Raw genomic sequence first — 17,651 nt, forward strand, 5'->3', positions numbered from 1 at the left:
ACCCTCCTCACGACGCGCTCACGAATCCGATTCAGCCGGATATATCCGGCCGATGGGATCACCGTAAGGCGGCGGGCGGCGGCGCGCTCCGGCTATGCCGCCAGTCGGCGCACGGCCAGCTCCGCGTAGAGCGCGGCGCCATCGGGCAACACCGCCTCGTCGAACGCGGCCAGCGGGGAGTGGTTCGCCGGGGCGGTGTCGGGGTCCAGGCCGGGCATCGTGGCGCCGAGGAAGAGCATCGCGCCCGGCACCGCGTCGATCACCCGGGAGAAGTCCTCGGACCCGAGGATCGGGTTCTCCATCGGGGCGTACCGCTCCTCGCCGTGCAGCTCGCGCACCGCGTCGGCGGCGAACGCGGTCTCGGCGCCGTCGTTGACCGTGACCGGGTACTGCTCGACGAACTCGGCGTCCACCGCCAGCCCGTGCGCCGCCGCGATCCCCTCGCACACGGCGACCGTGCCCTCGCGCAGCCGGGCGCGGACCTCGGCGGAGAAGCTGCGGACGGTTGCGTGGAACGTCGCCGTGTCCGGGATGATGTTCGACTGGGTGCCCGCGTGGAAGCTGCCGACGGTCAGGACCACGGGGTCGAAGACATCGAACGAGCGCGTGATCCATGTCTGGAGCGCGGTCACCATCTCGCACGCCGCCGGAATCGGGTCCTTCGCGCGGTGCGGGGCCGAGCCGTGGCCGCCCGCGCCCCTGACAGTCACCTCCAGCACGTTGGAGGCGGCCATCATCGGGCCGCCGCGCGTCGAGAACACGCCGGACGGCCAGGTGTGCGAGCTCACGTGGAGGGCGTACGCGGCGACCGGGCGCTCCCCCGCCGCGTCGAGCAGGCCCTCGGCGAGCATGTGCCCGGCGCCGTCCCAGCCCTCCTCGCCGGGCTGGAACATGAACAGCACGTTCCCCGCCAGCCGGTCGCGGTGCGCGGCCAGCAGCCGGGCGGCGCCGACCAGCATCGCGGTGTGCAGGTCGTGGCCGCAGGCGTGCATCCGTTCCGCCCCGGCGGCGAACGGCAGGCCGGTGCGCTCGGCGACCGGCAGCGCGTCCATGTCACCGCGCAGCAGCACGGTGCGGCCGGGGCGGGCGCCGCGCAGGACGGCGGTGACGGAGGTGAGACCGTGGCCGGTCGACACCTCCAGTGGCAGGCCGTCGAGGGCGGTGAGGACGGCTTCCTGGGTGCGCGGCAGGTCGAGCCCCACCTCGGGGATGGCGTGCAGCCGGCGGCGGAGGCGCATGAGGTCGTCGGCGAGGGTGTGGGCGTCGTCGAGAAGGTTCATCGTGGAGCGCTCCCTTCACTCAGGGGGTGCGGCGCACCGGCGCGCCCGGCGAGTCGCCCAGGTCCGGGCCGGGGCGACCGGCGCCAGGGTCCGGATCCGTGCCGGAACGCCGATCCGGGTACGTGTCGGAGCGCCGATCCGGATACGTGCCGGCACGCCGATCCGGGTACGTGGCCGAGCGCCGATCCGGATACGTGCCGGCACGCCGATCCGGCCCGCTGAGCGGGTCGGGGGCCGGGGCCGTGTCCCGGATCACGGGGACGAGGATCGTGGCGTTCCCCTCGGGCTCGGTGGCGGCCTTGCCGGCGCCGTCGCTGACCCGGATCAGCAGGGCGACCAGCAGCCAGTTGGCGACGGTGGACGAGCCGCCCTGGGCGAGGAACGGCAACGCCTTGCCCGTCAGCGGGATCAGCCCGGTCACGCCGCCGGAGACGATGAACACCTGGATCGCGAGCACCGTCGACAGCCCGGCGGCAAGCAGCTTCCCGAACGGGTCGGTGGCCGCCATGGCGGCGCTCAGCCCGCGCTGGATGAGCAGCACGTACAGCAGGATGACGAGCGTCACCCCGGCCAGGCCCAGCTCCTCCCCCACCGTGGCGAGGATGAAGTCGCTGCGCCCGGCGAAGCCGACCAGGTACGAATGGCCCTCGCCCAGGCCCGTACCGGTGAGGCCGCCGGCGCCGAAGCTGAACAGCGCCTGCGCCGACTGGTCCGAGATCAGCCCCGGCGGGCGCTGGTCGGGCGGAAGGAAGATCGCCATCGGGTCCAGCCACGCCTGGACGCGGCCCTTGACGTGCTGCTGGGTGGAGGCGACGACGACCGTGCCGAGCGCCGCCATCAGGCCGCCGAGGACGACCCAACTCGTGCGCTCGGTGGCGATGTAGAGCATCACGATGAAGACGCAGAAGAAGAGGAGCGAGGTGCCGAGGTCGCGCTCGTAGAAGAGGACGACGAGGCTGACGGCCCACACCAGCAGCACCGGGCCCGCGTTCCGGCCGCGCGGCAGGGCCAGGCCGAGGATGCGGCGGCCGACGAGGGCGAGGGCGTCCCGGTTCGTCATCAGATAGCTGGCGAAGAAGACGACGATCATGACCTTGACGAACTCGCCCGGCTGCACGGACAGCGGCCCGAGCGTGATCCACCGCTTCGCGCCGAACTGGTCGGCGCCGAAGAACGCCGGGGCCATCAGCAGCAGCATCGCCACGGCCATGCCGAGGTAGGTGTAGCGCTGGAGCACCCGGTGGTGGCGGAGCAGGACGATGGTGGCGACGAAGAGCCCGACGCCGACGACGCTCCAGATCACCTGATCGGGTGCGGCGGCGGCCGACTGGTAGTTGTCCGGCGGGTAGTGCTCGGCGTAGGCGTGGTCGAGCCGGTCGAGGAGGACCAGCCCGATGCCGCTGAGCAGAACGGTGACGGGCAGGATCAACGGGTCGGCGTGGCGGGCGAAACGGCGCACGGCCAGATGGGCGGTGAGGGCCAGGGCGCCGAGGCCGGCGACGTGGGTGAGGAGGCCGGACGGCACGTCGTCGTCCATGGCGAGACCGGCGGCGGCGTGACCGAACGCGGCGATGGCGACGGCGAAGACGATCAGGGCCAGCTCGGTGTTGCGGCGGTGCGCGATCCAGCTTCTCACCGCTGGCGGGAGCTGAGCGCCGCCCTGCCTGCCCCTGATCATGCGTGCCCCGCCCCCCTGTCCCGACGCGCTGTCCGCGCTGCGGGCAACCTACCCGTGCCCGGGTCCGTGCGTCATCAGGGTGTTCCCGGGCGGGCGGGACATCGAGGGCGGTCGCGGCGGGTCCGGCGCGGCCGGTCCGACCGCGCCCGCCGCGCCCGCCGCGCCCCCGGCGGACCTTGCCGGGGCCCTGCCGGGGCCCCGCCGGACCCGGCGAAGGCGGTCGAATGGCGCGCGGGGGTCGGGGGTACCCGGAGGCAACTAACCGAGCGTCTTGTTCGTCTTCAGGGATGTGGGAGAGATGTGGAAGAGATGTCGCGCGCACGAGGCGCACCAGGCGCACGACGCGAGCGACGCCGCCGTCTCGTATGCGACCGCGCAGGGTACCGCACCACTGGGAAAAAGATGAGCTGTCTGGGAATTCTGTCCGGATTCCCGTCGTTGATTCGTTACGGATGCGGGAGGCAAGGGGGCAGCCCGGTCCGGGCCCAGAGGGCCAAGTTGATCAGTTCGATCAGTTTTGATCATGTCGAAGGGGAGTGCACGCATGGCCACCCGTGCCGTCGCCCGGCGTCCGGACACCGATGACAGTGTCGCAGCGACGGGCAGTGTCCGGTCCAGCGCGAGCAGCGATGCCACGGAGCGCGACCTCGTCGGGATGTACCTCGACGAGATAGCGCGGACCCCGCTGCTGGACGCGGCGAAGGAAGTCGAGCTGTCTCTCGCGATCGAGGCGGGGCTGTACGCGGAGCGCATCCTGGAGGGCGAGGAGGAGCCGGCCGCGGACGGCGCCGCGGCCTCGGCCACGCCCGAGGAGCTGCGGGCGCTCGTCGCCGCCGGGGAGCGGGCGAAGGACATCTTCATCCGGTCCAACCTGCGGCTGGTCGTCGCCGTCGCCCGGAGGTATCCGCGCAGCGGTCTGCCGCTGCTGGACCTGATCCAGGAGGGGAACGCCGGCCTGGTCCGGGCGGTCGAGAAGTTCGACTACACCAAGGGCTTCAAGTTCTCGACGTACGCGACCTGGTGGATCCGGCAGGCCATCACCCGGTCCATCGCCGACCAGTCGCGCACCATCCGGCTGCCCGTCCACCTCGTGGAGGAGCTGGGCCGGATCCGGCGCGTGCAGCGCGAGTTCAACCGGGAGAACGGCCGGGACCCCGAGCCCGGCGAGATCGCGGGGGAGCTCGGTTCGAGCCCGGAGCGGATCCAGGACGTGCTCGACTGGGCGCGCGACCCGGTCAGTCTGAACATGGCGGTCGACGACGAGGGCGAGACGCAGTTCGGCGACCTGCTGGAGGACACCTCGGCCGCGTCGCCCGAGCAGTCGGTGCTGGTGATGCTGCGCCGCGAGGGTCTGGAGGACCTGATCGGCCGCCTCGACCAGCGCACCGCGGCGATCATCCGCGCGCGCTACGGCATCGAGGACGGCCGTGAGCGCACGCTCACCGAGGTGGGCAAGCAGCACGGGCTGACCCGTGAGCGGATCCGGCAGATCGAGAAGCACGCGCTGCTGGAGCTGAAGCGGATGGCGAGCGATTCGGGCTTCGACGCCGCCGCCTGACCGGTCGGTCGGCCCCTGTGAAGAAGCCGAGCCCCGGCGCCCGTTGGCGGGCCCCGGGGCTCGCCCCTGTCCGGGGCGGGGAGGGTTTGGGTGAACCCCGGGCGGCTTGTGACGCAGAACACAGGATGTCGCGAAATAAGTGGGGACGGTTTCTCCGTTTTGATGACTGTCCACGCAAGCGGGGAGGGAGTCCCCGGTTGTTCATCCGGGCGTCGTGAGGCGTCCAGACAAGGGGAGCGGCATCGTGAGCACCACCTCCACGACGACCCGTCCGCGGCTGCGCGCCGACGCCGTGCGTAATCGCGAGCGGATCCTCGCCGCTGCCCGTGAAGCGCTCGTTGAGTACGGGGCGGACGCGCCCCTGGATGAAATCGCTCGACGGGCCGGGGTCGGAAATGCCACGCTGTACCGGCACTTTCCCGATCGCAAGTCCTTGCTGTTCCACGTGCTGCTCTATGTGAACCAGCGGATCATCGAGCGGGCCCGACAGGCACTGGAGACGGAGCATGATCCCTTCGAAGCCCTGCGCCGCGTCGTCCTCGACAGCGCGGACGAGCGGGTGGGCGCTCTCTGTCCCATGCTGGGTTCCGACATCGATCCGGAAGATCCGCAGCTCGTAGCCAGCCGTGGGCGCATGCAGAAGGTGACACAGAAGCTGGTCGACCGGGCGCACGAGTCCGGTCAGCTCCGCCGGGATGTCGGTGCCGGGGACCTGCTTGTCGCCATCGCCAGGCTCACTCTCCCGATGCCGGGGGTGCGTCGCCGGAATGACGTGCTTCTCGCCCGGCGTCATCTGCAGATTTTCCTCGATGGCCTGCGGACGCCGGCCCACAGCGAACTACCGGGTCACGCGACCAGTTTGGCAGAGCTCAAAGACGAGCTCTTCCAACTGCCGCCGCCAGCCGGACGAGAGCGGCGCTGAGTTTCCCCGCTCTCCCGAGTCTTACTCCGAGCGAACCCCAATCGCTTACTCAGCCCGAAATGCAACGTGAGGTAGTCACACCTATGCCAGCGGAACATGCCGTGAGCCAGGCTCAGGGCACCCCGGACCCCAAGCGCTGGACAGCGCTTGCCTTCATCGCCATCGCCCAGTTGATGGTGGTGCTCGACGCCACCATCGTGAACATCGCGCTGCCCTCGGCCCAGACCGACCTCGGCATATCCGACGGCAACCGGCAGTGGGTCATCACCGCCTATGCCCTGGCCTTCGGTGGCCTGCTCCTCTTCGGTGGCCGGGTGGCCGACCTGTGGGGGCGGAACCGGGCCTTCGTCATCGGCCTGATCGGCTTCGCCGCCGCCTCCGCCCTCGGTGGTGCCGCGCAGAACGAGGCGATGCTCTTCGCCTCCCGCGGCCTCCAGGGCGTCTTCGGCGCGCTGCTGGCCCCGGCCGCGCTGTCCCTGCTGACCGTTCTGTTCACCGACGTCAAGGAGCGGGCGAAGGCGTTCGGCGTCTACGGCGCCATCGCCGGTGCCGGTGCCGCCGTGGGGCTGCTGCTCGGCGGCGCCCTGACGGACTACCTCGACTGGCGCTGGACCTTCTTCGTCAACATCCCGTTCGCCGCCGTGGCCGCCGTCGGCGCCATCCTGGTGATCAAGGAGCCCGAGAACGCCCGTAACCGCTCGACCCTGGATGTCCCGGGCGTGCTGCTCGCGTCCTCGGGTCTGGTCGCCCTGGTCTACGGCTTCGCCCGTGCCGAGCAGGAGGACTGGACCGAGCCGGTGACCGTGGCCATGTTCGTCTCGGCCGTGGTGCTGCTGGGGCTGTTCGGCTTCGTCGAGTCCCGCGTGAAGTCGCCGCTGCTGCCGCTGCGCGTGATCACCGACCGGAACCGCGGCGGGTCCTACGCCTCGCTGGGCGTGGCGATCATCGCGATGTTCGGTCTGTTCCTCTTCCTGACCTACTACTTCCAGATCATCCGCGGATACTCGCCGGTGAAGACCGGCCTGGCCTTCCTGCCGATGGTGGCGGGCATGATCACCGGCTCGACCCAGATCGGCACCCGCCTGGTGACCCGGGTCGCGCCCCGGACGCTGATGGTGCCGGGCTTCCTGATCGGCGCGGTCGGCATGCTGATGCTGACCCAGCTGAGCGTGGACTCCTCCTACCTCGGGCTGATCCTGCCGGCGCAGGTGCTGCTCGGCCTCGGTATGGGCACCGCGTTCATGCCGGCGATGAGCGTGGCCACCGAGCGGGTCCGTCCGACCGACGCGGGCGTCGCCTCCGCCATGGTGAACGTGTCGCAGCAGGTCGGCGGCGCCATCGGCACGGCCCTGCTGAACACGATCGCGGCGGGCGCCACCACCTCGTACTTCAACTCCCACTCCGGGTCGCTCTCCGGTGTGCAGCTGGAGTTCGAGTCGATGGTGCACGGCTACACCACCGCCATCTGGTGGGGCTTCGCCGCCCTGCTGATCTCGGCGGCCCTCGCCTTCTTCCTGATCACCAGCAAGGGCAGCCACGTCGGCCAGTCCCTCGCGGACGGTGAGGACGGCGACCTGGAGAAGGGCGCGCCGGTCCCGGCGTTCGCCCACTGACCCCGGGCGGCCGGCGCCCCGGCGCCGCGCCTCCGGCCTTCCGGCCCCCGCTGCTTCACGGCTGCGGGGGCCGAAGTGTTTCCGGATGTGTTTACTTATCCGCCACACGGTCGTAGCATCCGGACTGGAATCACAGATTCGGGCATGGAACGGGCTGAAACACAGATGTACGCACCTGAGCGGCAGCAGACGATCCTCCGGCTCGCCCGCGAGCGGGGGCGCGTCGAGGTCCTCGCGCTCGCCGACGAGTTCGCGGTCACGGCCGAGACCGTCCGCCGCGACCTGAAGGCGCTGGCCAGGGCCGGCGTCCTGCGCCGGGTGCACGGCGGCGGCATCCCGGTGGGCCGCCTCGACTTCGAGCCCGACCTCAGCGAGCGCGAGGGCACCGCCGTCGCGCAGAAGGAGCGGATCGCGCGCGCCGCGCTCACCCAGCTCCCCGAGGAGGGCAGCGTCATCCTCGACGCCGGCACCACCACGGCCGCCCTCGCCGCCGCGCTGCCCCTGGACGCCCGGCTGACCGTGCTCACCCACGCCCTGCCGCTGGCCGCGCGGCTGGTCGACCGCCCCGGCATCGAGCTGCACGTCATCGGCGGCCGGGTCCGGCACCGGACCCGGGCCGCCGTGGACGCCTGGGCGCTGCGCACCTACGGCGAGATCACCGCCGACGTCGTCTTCCTCGCCACCAACGGATTCGGTCCCGGCTCCGGGCTGACCACCCCCGACCTGGCCGAGGCGGCGGTCAAGCGCGCGCTGATCTCCGCCGCCCGCCGGGTGGTGCTGCTGGCCGACTCCCGCAAGTTCGAGCAGGAGCACTTCGCCCGCTTCGGCTCCCTGTCCCAGGTGGACCTGCTGATCACCGACGACGGGCTCACCGCCGCCGACGCCCGCGCGGTGGAGGCGGCCGGCACGGAGGTAGAACGCGCGTGATCCTCACTGTGACGCCCAACCCCAGCCTCGACCGCACCTACGAGATCCCCGCGCTGGAGCGCGGCGCCGTGCTGCGGGCGGGCGCCGACCGCGTCGACCCCGGCGGCAAGGGGGTCAACGTCTCCCGCGCGGTCGCCGCCGCCGGACACCGCACGACGGCCGTGCTGCCGCTGGGCGGTCCCGAGGGCGCGCTGCTGTCGCGGCTGCTGACCGGGCAGGGCATCGAGGTGGCCGCCGTCCCGGTGGCGGGCCGCACCCGGGTCAACATCTCGGCCGTCGAACCGGACGGCACCCTCACCAAGCTCAACGCCGCCGGTCCCGAGCTGACCGCCGCCGAGTCCGAGGCGCTGCTGACCGCGGCGGGACGGCACGCGGCGGCGGGCGCCGCGTGGACGGTGTGCTGCGGCAGCCTGCCGCGCGGGCTGGGCGACGACTGGTACGCCGAGCTGGTCGCGCGCACCCACCGGGCGGGCGCCCGGATCGCCCTGGACACCTCGGGGCCCGCGCTGATCAGGGCGCTGGCCGAGCGGCCCGACGTGATCAAGCCGAACGCCGACGAGCTCGCCGATGCCGTGGGCCGCGCCCTCGTCACGGTCCGCGACGCCGCCGAGGCGGCCGAGGAGCTGCGGGCGGCCGGGGCCCAGGCCGTGCTGGCCAGCCTCGGCCCGGCCGGGCAGCTGCTCGTGGACCGCACCGGGATGTACTTCGGCAGCGCGCCGGTCGCGGCCGTGCGCAGCGACGTCGGGGCGGGCGACGCGTCCCTCGCGGGCTTCGTCACCGCGGGCGGCACGGGGCCGGGGGCCCTGGCCGCCGCCCTCGCCCACGGCGCCGCCGCCGTGCAACTGCCGGGCAGCGCCATGCCCACCCCCGCCGACCTGCGGCCGGAGGCGGTCACTGTGACCCCCGACGTGCCGCTCGACCAACCCCTCCACCTCCCTCCCTCTCCCCGATCCCGTCCCCACCCCCGTACCGCCGATGGAGCCGTGCGATGAGCCAGTTGATCACCGCGGACCTGGTCGACCTCGACCTGGCCGCCACCACCAAGGAAACGGCGGCCCGTTCGCTGGCCGAACGGATGGCCGCCGCCGACCGCGTCACCGACCTCGACGGGTTCCTCGCCGATGTGGCGGCCCGTGAGGCGCAGATGCCCACCGGCCTGGAGGGCGGGATCGGTATTCCGCACTGCCGTAGCGCGCATGTCACCGAGCCGACGCTCGCCTTCGGGCGCAGCGCGGCGGGCATCGACTTCGGCGCCGCCGACGGGCCGGCCGATCTGATCTTCCTGATAGCCGCCCCGGCGGGCGCGGACGACGACCATCTGACGATCCTCTCCAGGCTGGCCCGGAGCCTGATGGACCCCGAGTTCGCCCAGGCCCTGCGCACGGCGACGGATCCGGGCCGCACGGCCGCCCTGATCCGGGGCGAACAACCGGACGAGGGCGAACAGCCGGACGTGACCGCGGAGACCGGCAAGGGCGCGGACCCGGGCGGGGCGCCGGCCGGACCGTTCCGCGTCGTCGCCGTCACCTCCTGTCCCACCGGCATCGCGCACACCTATATGGCGGCCGAGTCGCTGGAGCGGGCGGCGCGCGACGAAGGCGTCGAGATCACGGTCGAGACCCAGGGGTCGGCCGGGTTCGAACGGCTGCGCCCGGAGCTGATCGCCGCGGCGGACGCGGTGATCCTCGCGCACGACGTGGAGGTCCGGGAGAAGGACAGGTTCGGCGGCAAGCCGACGGTGGACGTCGGGGTGAAGGCCGCCATCAACCGGCCCGCCGAGCTGATCGCGGAGGCGCGCGGCAAGGCGGAGCGCGGCGAGGTCGCGGGCACGGCCCCGGCCGGCGCCGGGGCGCCGATGAACCGCGCCGGCCAGCCCGGTGACCACTTCGGCACGCGGCTGCGCACCTGGCTGATGACGGGTGTCAGCTACATGGTCCCGTTCGTCGCGGCCGGCGGCCTGCTCATCGCGCTCGCCTTCGCGATCGGCGGCTACGAGATCAACCAGGCCACGCCCGTCGCCGATCACTTCGTGTGGACAGAGGGCGACAGCTGGGCCGCGCTGATGTTCCAGATCGGCGGCACCTCCTTCGGCTTCCTGATCCCCGTCCTGGCCGGCTACATCGCCTACGGCATGGCCGACCGGCCCGGTCTGGTGCCCGGCTTCGTGGGCGGCGCCATCGCCGTGACCATCGAAGCCGGCTTCCTCGGCGGCCTGGTGGCCGGCCTGCTGGCGGGCGCGGTGGTGATGGCCGTCCAGCGGGTGGCCATCCCGCCGGTGCTGCGCGGCATCATGCCGGTCCTGGTGATCCCGCTGCTGTCGGCCACCGTCGTCGGCTTCCTGATGTACATCGTGGTCGGGAAGCCGATCGCGGAGGCGCAGTCCGGGCTGACGGACTGGCTCAGCGGCCTGAGCGGCTCCAACGCCATCCTGCTCGGCATGCTGCTCGGCCTGATGATGTGCTTCGACCTGGGCGGTCCGGTGAACAAGGTCGCCTATGCCTTCGCCACCGGCGGCATCGCCGTGGCGGACCCCAACGGGACCAGCCTGGAGATCATGGCCACGGTGATGGCCGCGGGCATGGTGCCGCCGCTGGGCATGGCACTCGCCACGACCGTGCGCGGCAGGCTCTTCACGCCGACCGAGAAGGAGAACGGCAAGGCGGCCTGGGTGCTGGGCGCCTCGTTCATCACCGAGGGCGCCATCCCGTTCGCCGCCGCCGACCCGCTGCGCGTCATCCCCTCCGCCATGGCGGGCGGCGCGGTGACCGGCGCGCTGACCATGGCGTTCGGCAGCACGCTGCGCGCGCCGCACGGCGGGGTGTTCGTGGTGCCGCTCATCGGCGGGGCGCTGCCGTACCTCCTCGCGATCGCGGCCGGGACGGTCGTCACCGCCGGCTTGGTCGTGGCCCTCAAGGGCAGCCGCGAGGCCGTGCCCGCCGCGTCCGGCGAGACCGGTGAGCCGGGCGGGTCCGGCGGGCGGGCCGCGCGGCGCGCACCGACGGCTGCCGCCGCCTGAGAAAAGCCGCCGGTGCCCTCGGGTACTCCCCCATTTGCCCCCGGGGGCACCGGCTTCCATCCCACCCGGCCACCGGTTGAGGGTCACCGATCGAGGGCCCACCCGGTCGGGAGTCACCGATCAGGGCCACCGGCCGAGGCCGCCTGTCGAGGGTCACCGATCGGGTGGCCACCGGCCGAGAGTCACCGATCGGGTGGCCACCCGTCGAGGACCCACCGATCCGGTGGCCACCCGTCGAGGACCACCGGCCGAGAGTCACCGGCCGAGAGTCCACCGGCCGAGGACCACCCGTCGAGGACCACCGGCCGAGAGTCCACCCGTCGAGGACCACCGATCGGGAATCACCGATCGGGAATCACCGGTCGGCGGCGGCGCTCCGCGGTCCGTACAGGTCGGAGTACGACGGGAAGAGCCCGCCCGGCGCGTCCACGCTGTCCGCCGCCAGCACGGCCTTGACCACTGCCCGGCTGAGCACGTCGGCACCCGCCGCGAGCACCTCGTTGAACGCCACGGCCGCCTCGATCGGCGTGGCCCCGGACGGCGCCGGCCGTTCGCCGGTGGCCAGGGCGAACACCGTGTCGCCATCCGTCATCAGATGCACCGGCCGCACCGCGCGGGCCAACCCGTCGTGCGCCGTCCCGGCGAGCTTCTGGGTCTGCGCCGGGACGAGCGCGGCATCCGTGGCCACCACGGCGATCGTGGTGTTCAGCGGGACCCGCTCCCCGCCGCCGAACCTCCGCACCGTCTCCCGCCGCGCGGCGGCCAGCCGCCCGGCGGCCTCGGCGTGCCGCGCCGGGTCGGGCACCCGCCCCGGCTCCCCGAACAGCGCGCCGGTGGCCGGATCGGCGGGCGAGCCGCTCGCGTTCACCGCCGCCAGCGCCGCCACCGTGACGCCGGAGGACAGCACCAGGCTGGCCGTGCCCATACCGCCCTTGAGCCCGCCGATCACCGCGCCCGCGCCCGCGCCGACGTTCCCCTCGGGAACGGCCGCCCCCGGGCCGCGACGGGCCGCGTCCTCGGCCGCCGCCCGCCCGAGGCCGGCCCCCGGGCGCGCCCGCCAGTCACCGCCACGGCCCAGGTCGAACAGGACGGCGGCCGGCACGATCGGCACCACCTGGGAGGGATCGGGTCCCGGCTGGAAGCCGCGCCCCCGGTCCTCCAGCCAGCCCACCACGCCGCCGGCCGCGTCCAGCCCGAACGCGCTCCCGCCGCTCAGCAGGATGGCGTCGACGCGCTCCACCAGATTCCTCGGGTCGAGCACGTCCGTCTCCCGGGTGCCGGGGCCTCCGCCGCGCACGTCGACCGCTCCCACCGCCCCGCCCGCCGGGGTCAGCACCACAGTCGCCCCGGTCAGCCAGCCGTCCCCGATCCGCTGCGCGTGGCCGACCGCGAGCCCGGCCACATCCGTCAAGGCGTCCAGCGGCCCGGGTATGGCCGTCATCTCCTCGTCCATGCCCCATGCGTATCACGCGCGGCACCCCTGGCCTGCGGCGTCCAGCGGACGTTTATCCGTTGTCAATCGCCAGCGGCAAGAGTGCACGGCATGTCCGAACAACGCGGCTGGGGAAGCGGCTACGGCAGCCCGGCCGATGTGCTCAGCCACACGCAACTGCTGCGCCAGTCCGACCGCGCGAGCGAGGTCCTGGCCAGGCTCGGCGTGCGTCCCGGCGACTCGGTGCCCGTGCTGCTGCCGATGTCCCTGGAGTCCGTGGTCGTGACGCTCGCCTGCCTCCGGCTGTCGGCGACACGGATCACTCTGCCCCTGGGCAACCACCGAGCCTTCGTCCGCCAGTGTGTCAACGAATCCGGCGCGACCGTGGTCGTCACCGCCGACGCCTGCCGCCTCGACGGGCAGACGTACGCCGCCAAGTCCGTACTCGACCGGGCGCTGGCCGACTGCCCGGCGGTGCGTGACGTGCTCGTGATACGGCAGCTGCCCCGGCCCGTGCCCTGGGTGCCCGGCCGGGACCGCTGGTGGCACGAGGTGCTGGCCCCGCTGACTCCGCTCGCCCCGCTCGCGCCCCCGGCCCGGCCGTATCCTGACTCTATGAGCGACACCGCGCAGCCCGGCCCAGAGCGGCCGGATCTCCTCGCCCGGCTGGTCTTCGACGACCCGCTGGAGCGCCGGTCGGCGGACGACGCCGACCACGGCTGGGGTGAGCGGCCCGCCGACGACGGAAGCGTCGGTGACCTGGCCCGCTTCATCAGCGAGAAGCCGCCGCACCACCTCTGAGCCCGCGCGTCTAGCCGCTGTCGCGCTCCTTGTCGAGCCGCCGCCCGTCCGCCTCCGCGTCCCCGGAGCGCGGCGCCCCGACGGTCGCCGCTTCCCCGGCACGACCGGCCCGGTCCGCCCGGTCGGCACGCTGGGCGATCAGCTCGTCGCGGATCTCGGCCAGCACGTCCAGCTCGGTCTTGGCGGGCGGCTGCGGCTCCACAGCGTCCTTGGCCCGGCGCCGGGCCATATACCGGGTCAGGGGCAGGATCATCAGGAAATACACCACGCCCGCGGTGATCAGGAAGGTCAGCGTGGCGCTCAGCACCGAGCCCCAGTGGAGCAGGATGCCGAGGTCCGCCTCGCCGTCGGGGTTGTCCTTGCAGGGGCCGCGCAGGCAGGACGAGTAGGCGTCCAGGTTCTGTGTGCCGAAGGCGCCCACCACCGGGTTGATCATGCCCTGCACCACCGAGTTCACGATGTTGGTGAAGGCTGTGCCGACCACCACCGCGACGGCCAGCTCCACCACGTTCCCCCGGGTCAGGAACTCCCTGAATCCGGCCAGCGTCTCCCTGGCTCCCGCCACGACGCCCTTGCTCTCCACACTCACCGCTCCGCCTCTCGCTGCCGCAGTCGCGGCACTCTCTGAGCCGCCCACGCTGCAACAGGGCACGGCGGGCTGTCCAATCCGATGGCCCCTCTGCGGTGGACTTTCCGCCCGGCTTCTCGCCCGACTTCCCGGTGGGCGCCGCGAGGGCGCCGGTCACCATCGGACGACCGCCAGGTCCGCGACGGCGGCGGCACCGGCCAGCTCGGCGGCGGTGGCAGGGGAGACAGTCAGCACGAGCAGGGCGCCGCCGCCATCCTCCGGGCCGACGGCACCAGACACCTCGGAGGCACCGGACGTGCCGGGCACCTCGGCCACCCGCGCCCGCCGCGCGACGACCCGGGCGGGCCCGGCGGCCTCACCGCCCGGCGGCGCGGCGGCGGCCAGGACGTCCACCCGGTCCCCGGGACGCAGCAGCCGCACGGCCGCCGCGTCGGCGATCCGGACCGGCGCCGAGACGGTCTCGCCGGAACCGGCCGCCGCCTCTGCCGTCCCGGGCCCCTCCCGCGCGCCGGCCGCGACGGCCGTCTCGACGCGCTCCGTCCGCCCGGGACCGGGCTCGCCCGCCGACCCGCCGCCGGGCACGGCGAGGGCCAGGGCGAGCGCGGCGGCGGCGAGCGCGACGGCCAAGCCCCGGCGCCGTCGACGCACGAAGCGGCGCAGCCGGAACCGCCCGCCGCGTGGGCACACCGGGGAGAAGTCGGGAACGGAGGGATGGGACGGCGGTCGGGACCGCGAGCCGATGGGGGCGGAGGAGGCGACGTTCATGGCACCACCGTGCCCGTTCTCGCGGAATCCCGCCCGGGCCTGTGGACAACCCGGCGCCTGTGGACAACGCGGTCACCCGGACGCGCCGGGCACCCTCCCCGACGCACCTGCCACGGCACACCCGCGACGGCACACCGGCCACAACGCACCCTCCCCGACGCACCGGCCACGGCACACCGGCTACGGCAGCTCGATCCCCAGCGCCTGCCCGGCCAGCGCGGTCGCGCACAGGCAGTCGCGGTCCTCGGGCAGCCCACGCACCACGTCGAAGAGCACGTCGCGCAGTCGGCCGATGTTCTCCGCGAAGACCTTGAGCACCTCGGCGTGCGAGACGCCCTCGCCCACCTCGGCCCCCGCGTCCAGGTCCGTGACCAGGGCCAGCGAGGTGTAGCAGAGCTCCAGCTCACGGGCGAGGATCGCCTCCGGGTGCCCGGTCATGCCGACCACGGCCCAGCCCTGCGCGGCGTGCCACCGGGACTCGGCGCGGGTGGAGAAGCGCGGTCCCTCAATGACGCACATCGTGCCGCCGTCCACCGCGTCCCAACCGCGCTCCCGCGCGGTGGCCAGCGCGACGGCGCGCCCGGCCGGGCAGTACGGATCGGCGAACGAGACATGCACGACCTTGGGCTGCCGCCCGTCCGGCAGGGGCACGCCGTCGAAGAAGCTCTGCGGCCTGCTCTTGGTGCGGTCCACGAGCTGGTCGGGAATCACCAGCGTGCCCGGCCCGTAGTCGGGACGCAGCCCGCCGACCGCGCACGGGCCCAGGACCTGGCGCACGCCGAGGGAGCGCAGCGCCCAGAGGTTGGCGCGGTAGTTGATGCGGTGCGGTGGCAGGTGGTGTCCACGGCCGTGCCGGGGGACGAACGCGACGCGCCGTCCGCCCATCTCACCGAGGAACAGCGAATCGCTGGGCGAACCGTAGGGCGTAGTGACAGTGATCTCCGTCACATCGTCCAGGAACGAGTAGAACCCGGACCCGCCGATCACGCCTATCTCGGCCCGCCCGGCGGGCGCGCCGCTCACGCTCATGCGGCGGACGCGGCCGAACCGGTGCTCGCCGAGGAGGACGAGGAGGACCCCGAGGGCGACGAGGACGACGAGGACCCGGAGGAGGAGGCCGCGGACGAGGACGACGAGCCCGCGTCGCTCTTCTTCTCGCTCTTCCCGCTCTTCTCACCCGCCTTGCCGGACGAGGAGGACCCCGCCGGGCTGGTGGAGGTCGAGGTGCTCCGGCTGTCGTTGCGGTAGAACCCGGAGCCCTTGAAGACGATGCCGACCGCCGAGAAGACCTTCTTCAGGCGCCCATCGCAGCTGGGGCACACCGTCAGCGCGTCGTCGGTGAACTTCTGCACCACTTCGAGGCCCTCGTGGCACGCGGTGCACTGATACTGATACGTCGGCACGACATCCTCCTGGCACTCATCGTCATGGAGTGCTAACGACGGTCCATCGTGCAACATTCCGGGGCCGGAAGTCCACTGCTCCCCCCCACCCACCGCGTCACGTACGTCCGCCCCGGGCATGCGGCCGGAGCCATTCCGCCAGCTTCCCGCCCCGCCCGATGGCGATCAGCCGCCGTTCCACCGCGTCCCGCACCTCGTCCGTCGTCACCACCAGCAGCTCGTCCCCGCGCCGCAGCACCGTGGCGGGATCGGGCACGAAGCTGGTGCCGTCCCTAACCACCAGTGTGACGGCGGCCTGCGGCGGCAGCCGCAGCTCGCGCACCTCCACGCCGTGCATCCGCGACGCCGCCGGGATCGACACGGACAGCAGGTGTCCGCGCAGCCGGTCGAGCGGCGCGGACTCGATGTCCACGTCGACGGCCTTCTCCCCGTCCCCGAGCCGCAGCCGTCCGGCCAGCCAGGGCAGGGTCGGGCCCTGCGCCAGCGTGAAGACGACGACGAGCACGAAGACGACGCTGAAGATGCGGTCACTGTCCTCGATGTCGGCCACCACCGGGATGATGGCCAGCACGATCGGCACGGCGCCGCGCAGCCCCGCCCAGGACAGCAGCACGTGCTCCCGCCAGGGCCGGCGGAACGGCAGCAGGCACAGCACCACCGCCAGTGGCCTGGCCACCAGCGTGAGCGCGCCGCCCACGACCAGTGCCGGCCCGAGGTCGTTCCACAGGTCGCCCGGGTCCACCAGCAGCCCGAGCAGCACGAACAGGCCGATCTGCGCCAGCCACGCCACCGCGTCCGCGAAGCCGCGCGTCGCGGGCCGGTGCGGCAACCGGGCGTTGCCGAGGACGACGGCCGCCACGTAGACCGCGAGGAAGCCGCTGCCGTGCAGCAGCGCGCCCCCGGCGTACGCCAGCACCGCCAGCGCCAGGACCGCGATCGGGTAGAGGCCGGAGGCGGGCAGCGCGACGTGCCGCAGCGCCAGCGCGCCGAGCTTGCCGACGGCGAGCCCGACGGCCAGCCCGATGGCGAGTTCGAGCGCCATCTCGCCGAGCAGCGTGTACCAGTGCTCCATCGGGTGGGCGGTCTCGGAGAAGGCGACGACGAGGATGACCACGGGCGCGTCGTTGAAGCCGGACTCCGCCTCCAGCACCCCGCTCAGCCGACGCGGCAGCGGCACCCGGCGCAGCACCGAGAAGACGGCCGCCGCGTCGGTCGAGGACAGCACCGCGCCCATCACCAGGGCCGACTGCCAGGAGAGCCCGACCAGGTAGTGGGCCGCCGTCGCGGTGACCCCGACGCTGATGGCGACGCCCACGGTGGCCAGGACGGCCGCGGTCGGGATGGCCGGGCGGATCTCCCGCCATCGCGTGCCGAGACCGCCTTCGGCGAGAATGACGACCAGGGCCGCGTAACCCAGCACCTGCGTCAGCTCCACGTCGCTGAACTCGATGCCGAGTCCGTCCCGGCCCAGCACCATGCCGATGGCCAGGTAGAGCAGCAGCGACGGCAGCCCGGTGCGCGAGGTCAGCCGGACGGCGGCGACCGCCACCAGCAGGACGAGGGCGCCGGCGAGCATCAGCTCGTTGAGACGGTCGACAGTCAGCGAGGGGTCCTCTCCGGGGGAAATTGTTGCAGCGTACAGGTAGGGCAATTCACGGCGTTTGCGG

15 protein-coding genes are annotated in these 17,651 nt (G+C 73.1%); 7 read left to right on the plus strand and 8 right to left on the minus strand.

The window, feature by feature from the left end:
* Positions 1-92 precede the first annotated feature (92 nt).
* Both OIE51_RS10915 and OIE51_RS10920 read right to left on the minus strand, forming a co-directional pair.
* Positions 93-1,280: a M20 metallopeptidase family protein gene (locus OIE51_RS10915; protein WP_326597301.1), complete on the minus strand. Its 1,188-nt coding sequence runs from the start codon at positions 1,278-1,280 to the stop codon at positions 93-95.
* 19 nt (positions 1,281-1,299) lie between these two features.
* Entirely contained in the window at positions 1,300-2,958 is a 1,659-nt protein-coding gene (locus tag OIE51_RS10920; protein WP_442811902.1) for an FtsW/RodA/SpoVE family cell cycle protein, read from the minus strand.
* A 544-nt stretch (positions 2,959-3,502) separates the two neighbouring features.
* Between OIE51_RS10920 and OIE51_RS10925 the strand changes: the two genes are divergently transcribed.
* The 6 genes from OIE51_RS10925 (at position 3,503) to OIE51_RS10950 (ending at position 10,994) form a co-directional block, all read left to right on the plus strand.
* Entirely contained in the window at positions 3,503-4,516 is a 1,014-nt protein-coding gene (locus tag OIE51_RS10925; protein ID WP_326597305.1) for a sigma-70 family RNA polymerase sigma factor, read from the plus strand.
* 241 nt (positions 4,517-4,757) lie between these two features.
* Positions 4,758-5,438 (plus strand): TetR/AcrR family transcriptional regulator, encoded by a 681-nt coding sequence (locus OIE51_RS10930; RefSeq protein ID WP_442812051.1) that lies wholly within the window; start codon positions 4,758-4,760, stop codon positions 5,436-5,438.
* Positions 5,439-5,521: 83 nt separating this feature from the next.
* On the plus strand, positions 5,522-7,051 hold the full coding sequence (locus OIE51_RS10935; RefSeq protein WP_326597308.1) for an MFS transporter: 1,530 nt from the start codon (positions 5,522-5,524) through the stop codon (positions 7,049-7,051).
* A gap of 165 nt (positions 7,052-7,216) precedes the next feature.
* On the plus strand, positions 7,217-7,978 hold the full coding sequence (locus OIE51_RS10940; RefSeq protein WP_326597310.1) for a DeoR/GlpR family DNA-binding transcription regulator: 762 nt from the start codon (positions 7,217-7,219) through the stop codon (positions 7,976-7,978).
* Entirely contained in the window at positions 7,975-8,970 is a 996-nt protein-coding gene (gene pfkB / locus OIE51_RS10945) for a 1-phosphofructokinase (protein ID WP_326597311.1), read from the plus strand. Before OIE51_RS10940 ends, pfkB begins: the two co-directional genes overlap by 4 nt.
* Positions 8,967-10,994: a PTS fructose transporter subunit IIABC gene (locus OIE51_RS10950; protein WP_326597313.1), complete on the plus strand. Its 2,028-nt coding sequence runs from the start codon at positions 8,967-8,969 to the stop codon at positions 10,992-10,994. The genes pfkB and OIE51_RS10950 overlap by 4 nt, the downstream gene beginning before the upstream one ends.
* 355 nt (positions 10,995-11,349) lie before the next feature.
* On the opposite strand, the gene OIE51_RS10955 is transcribed toward OIE51_RS10950, so the two are convergent.
* Positions 11,350-12,447 carry a P1 family peptidase gene (locus tag OIE51_RS10955; RefSeq protein WP_326597315.1) on the minus strand — a complete coding sequence of 366 codons (1,098 nt, stop codon included), beginning with the start codon at positions 12,445-12,447 and terminating at the stop codon, positions 11,350-11,352.
* A gap of 90 nt (positions 12,448-12,537) precedes the next feature.
* On the opposite strand from OIE51_RS10955, the gene OIE51_RS10960 reads away from it, so the two are divergent.
* On the plus strand, positions 12,538-13,227 hold the full coding sequence (locus tag OIE51_RS10960; RefSeq protein ID WP_326597316.1) for an AMP-binding protein: 690 nt from the start codon (positions 12,538-12,540) through the stop codon (positions 13,225-13,227).
* Between the two features lie 10 nt (positions 13,228-13,237).
* Here the strand turns inward: OIE51_RS10960 and OIE51_RS10965 are convergent, their stop codons facing one another.
* The 5 genes from OIE51_RS10965 to OIE51_RS10985 all read right to left on the minus strand — a co-directional run bounded on the left by OIE51_RS10965 (position 13,238) and on the right by OIE51_RS10985 (position 17,560).
* Complete coding sequence (locus OIE51_RS10965; protein WP_326597318.1) at positions 13,238-13,816, minus strand: MscL family protein; 579 nt, start codon at positions 13,814-13,816, stop codon at positions 13,238-13,240.
* A gap of 153 nt (positions 13,817-13,969) precedes the next feature.
* Positions 13,970-14,581, minus strand: coding sequence for an RcpC/CpaB family pilus assembly protein (locus OIE51_RS10970; RefSeq protein ID WP_326597320.1), 612 nt, complete (start codon positions 14,579-14,581; stop codon positions 13,970-13,972).
* A gap of 180 nt (positions 14,582-14,761) precedes the next feature.
* Positions 14,762-15,610, minus strand: a complete 849-nt coding sequence (locus tag OIE51_RS10975) for an S-methyl-5'-thioadenosine phosphorylase (RefSeq protein ID WP_326597322.1) — start codon at positions 15,608-15,610, stop codon at positions 14,762-14,764.
* Positions 15,607-15,984, minus strand: a complete 378-nt coding sequence (locus OIE51_RS10980; protein ID WP_326597324.1) for an FmdB family zinc ribbon protein — start codon at positions 15,982-15,984, stop codon at positions 15,607-15,609. Before OIE51_RS10980 ends, OIE51_RS10975 begins: the two co-directional genes overlap by 4 nt.
* Before the next feature lie 97 nt (positions 15,985-16,081).
* Positions 16,082-17,560 carry a potassium/proton antiporter gene (locus OIE51_RS10985; protein WP_326600594.1) on the minus strand — a complete coding sequence of 493 codons (1,479 nt, stop codon included), beginning with the start codon at positions 17,558-17,560 and terminating at the stop codon, positions 16,082-16,084.
* Positions 17,561-17,651 lie beyond the last annotated feature (91 nt).

This window comes from Streptomyces sp. NBC_01803 (assembly GCF_035917415.1).
Taxonomy (GTDB): domain Bacteria; phylum Actinomycetota; class Actinomycetes; order Streptomycetales; family Streptomycetaceae; genus Streptomyces.

Excerpts from the sequence above, each read along its gene's own strand:
- OIE51_RS10915 (WP_326597301.1), bottom strand. The coding sequence starts at position 1,280 with ATGAACCTTCTCGACGACGCCCACACCCTCGCCGACGACCTCATGCGC.
- OIE51_RS10920 (WP_442811902.1), bottom strand. The coding sequence starts at position 2,958 with ATGATCAGGGGCAGGCAGGGCGGCGCTCAGCTCCCGCCAGCGGTGAGA.
- OIE51_RS10925 (WP_326597305.1), top strand. The coding sequence starts at position 3,503 with ATGGCCACCCGTGCCGTCGCCCGGCGTCCGGACACCGATGACAGTGTC.
- OIE51_RS10935 (WP_326597308.1), top strand. The coding sequence starts at position 5,522 with ATGCCAGCGGAACATGCCGTGAGCCAGGCTCAGGGCACCCCGGACCCC.
- OIE51_RS10940 (WP_326597310.1), top strand. The coding sequence starts at position 7,217 with ATGTACGCACCTGAGCGGCAGCAGACGATCCTCCGGCTCGCCCGCGAG.
- OIE51_RS10950 (WP_326597313.1), top strand. The coding sequence starts at position 8,967 with ATGAGCCAGTTGATCACCGCGGACCTGGTCGACCTCGACCTGGCCGCC.
- OIE51_RS10955 (WP_326597315.1), bottom strand. The coding sequence starts at position 12,447 with ATGGACGAGGAGATGACGGCCATACCCGGGCCGCTGGACGCCTTGACG.
- OIE51_RS10960 (WP_326597316.1), top strand. The coding sequence starts at position 12,538 with ATGTCCGAACAACGCGGCTGGGGAAGCGGCTACGGCAGCCCGGCCGAT.
- OIE51_RS10970 (WP_326597320.1), bottom strand. The coding sequence starts at position 14,581 with ATGAACGTCGCCTCCTCCGCCCCCATCGGCTCGCGGTCCCGACCGCCG.
- OIE51_RS10975 (WP_326597322.1), bottom strand. The coding sequence starts at position 15,610 with ATGAGCGTGAGCGGCGCGCCCGCCGGGCGGGCCGAGATAGGCGTGATC.
- OIE51_RS10985 (WP_326600594.1), bottom strand. The coding sequence starts at position 17,560 with ATGCTCGCCGGCGCCCTCGTCCTGCTGGTGGCGGTCGCCGCCGTCCGG.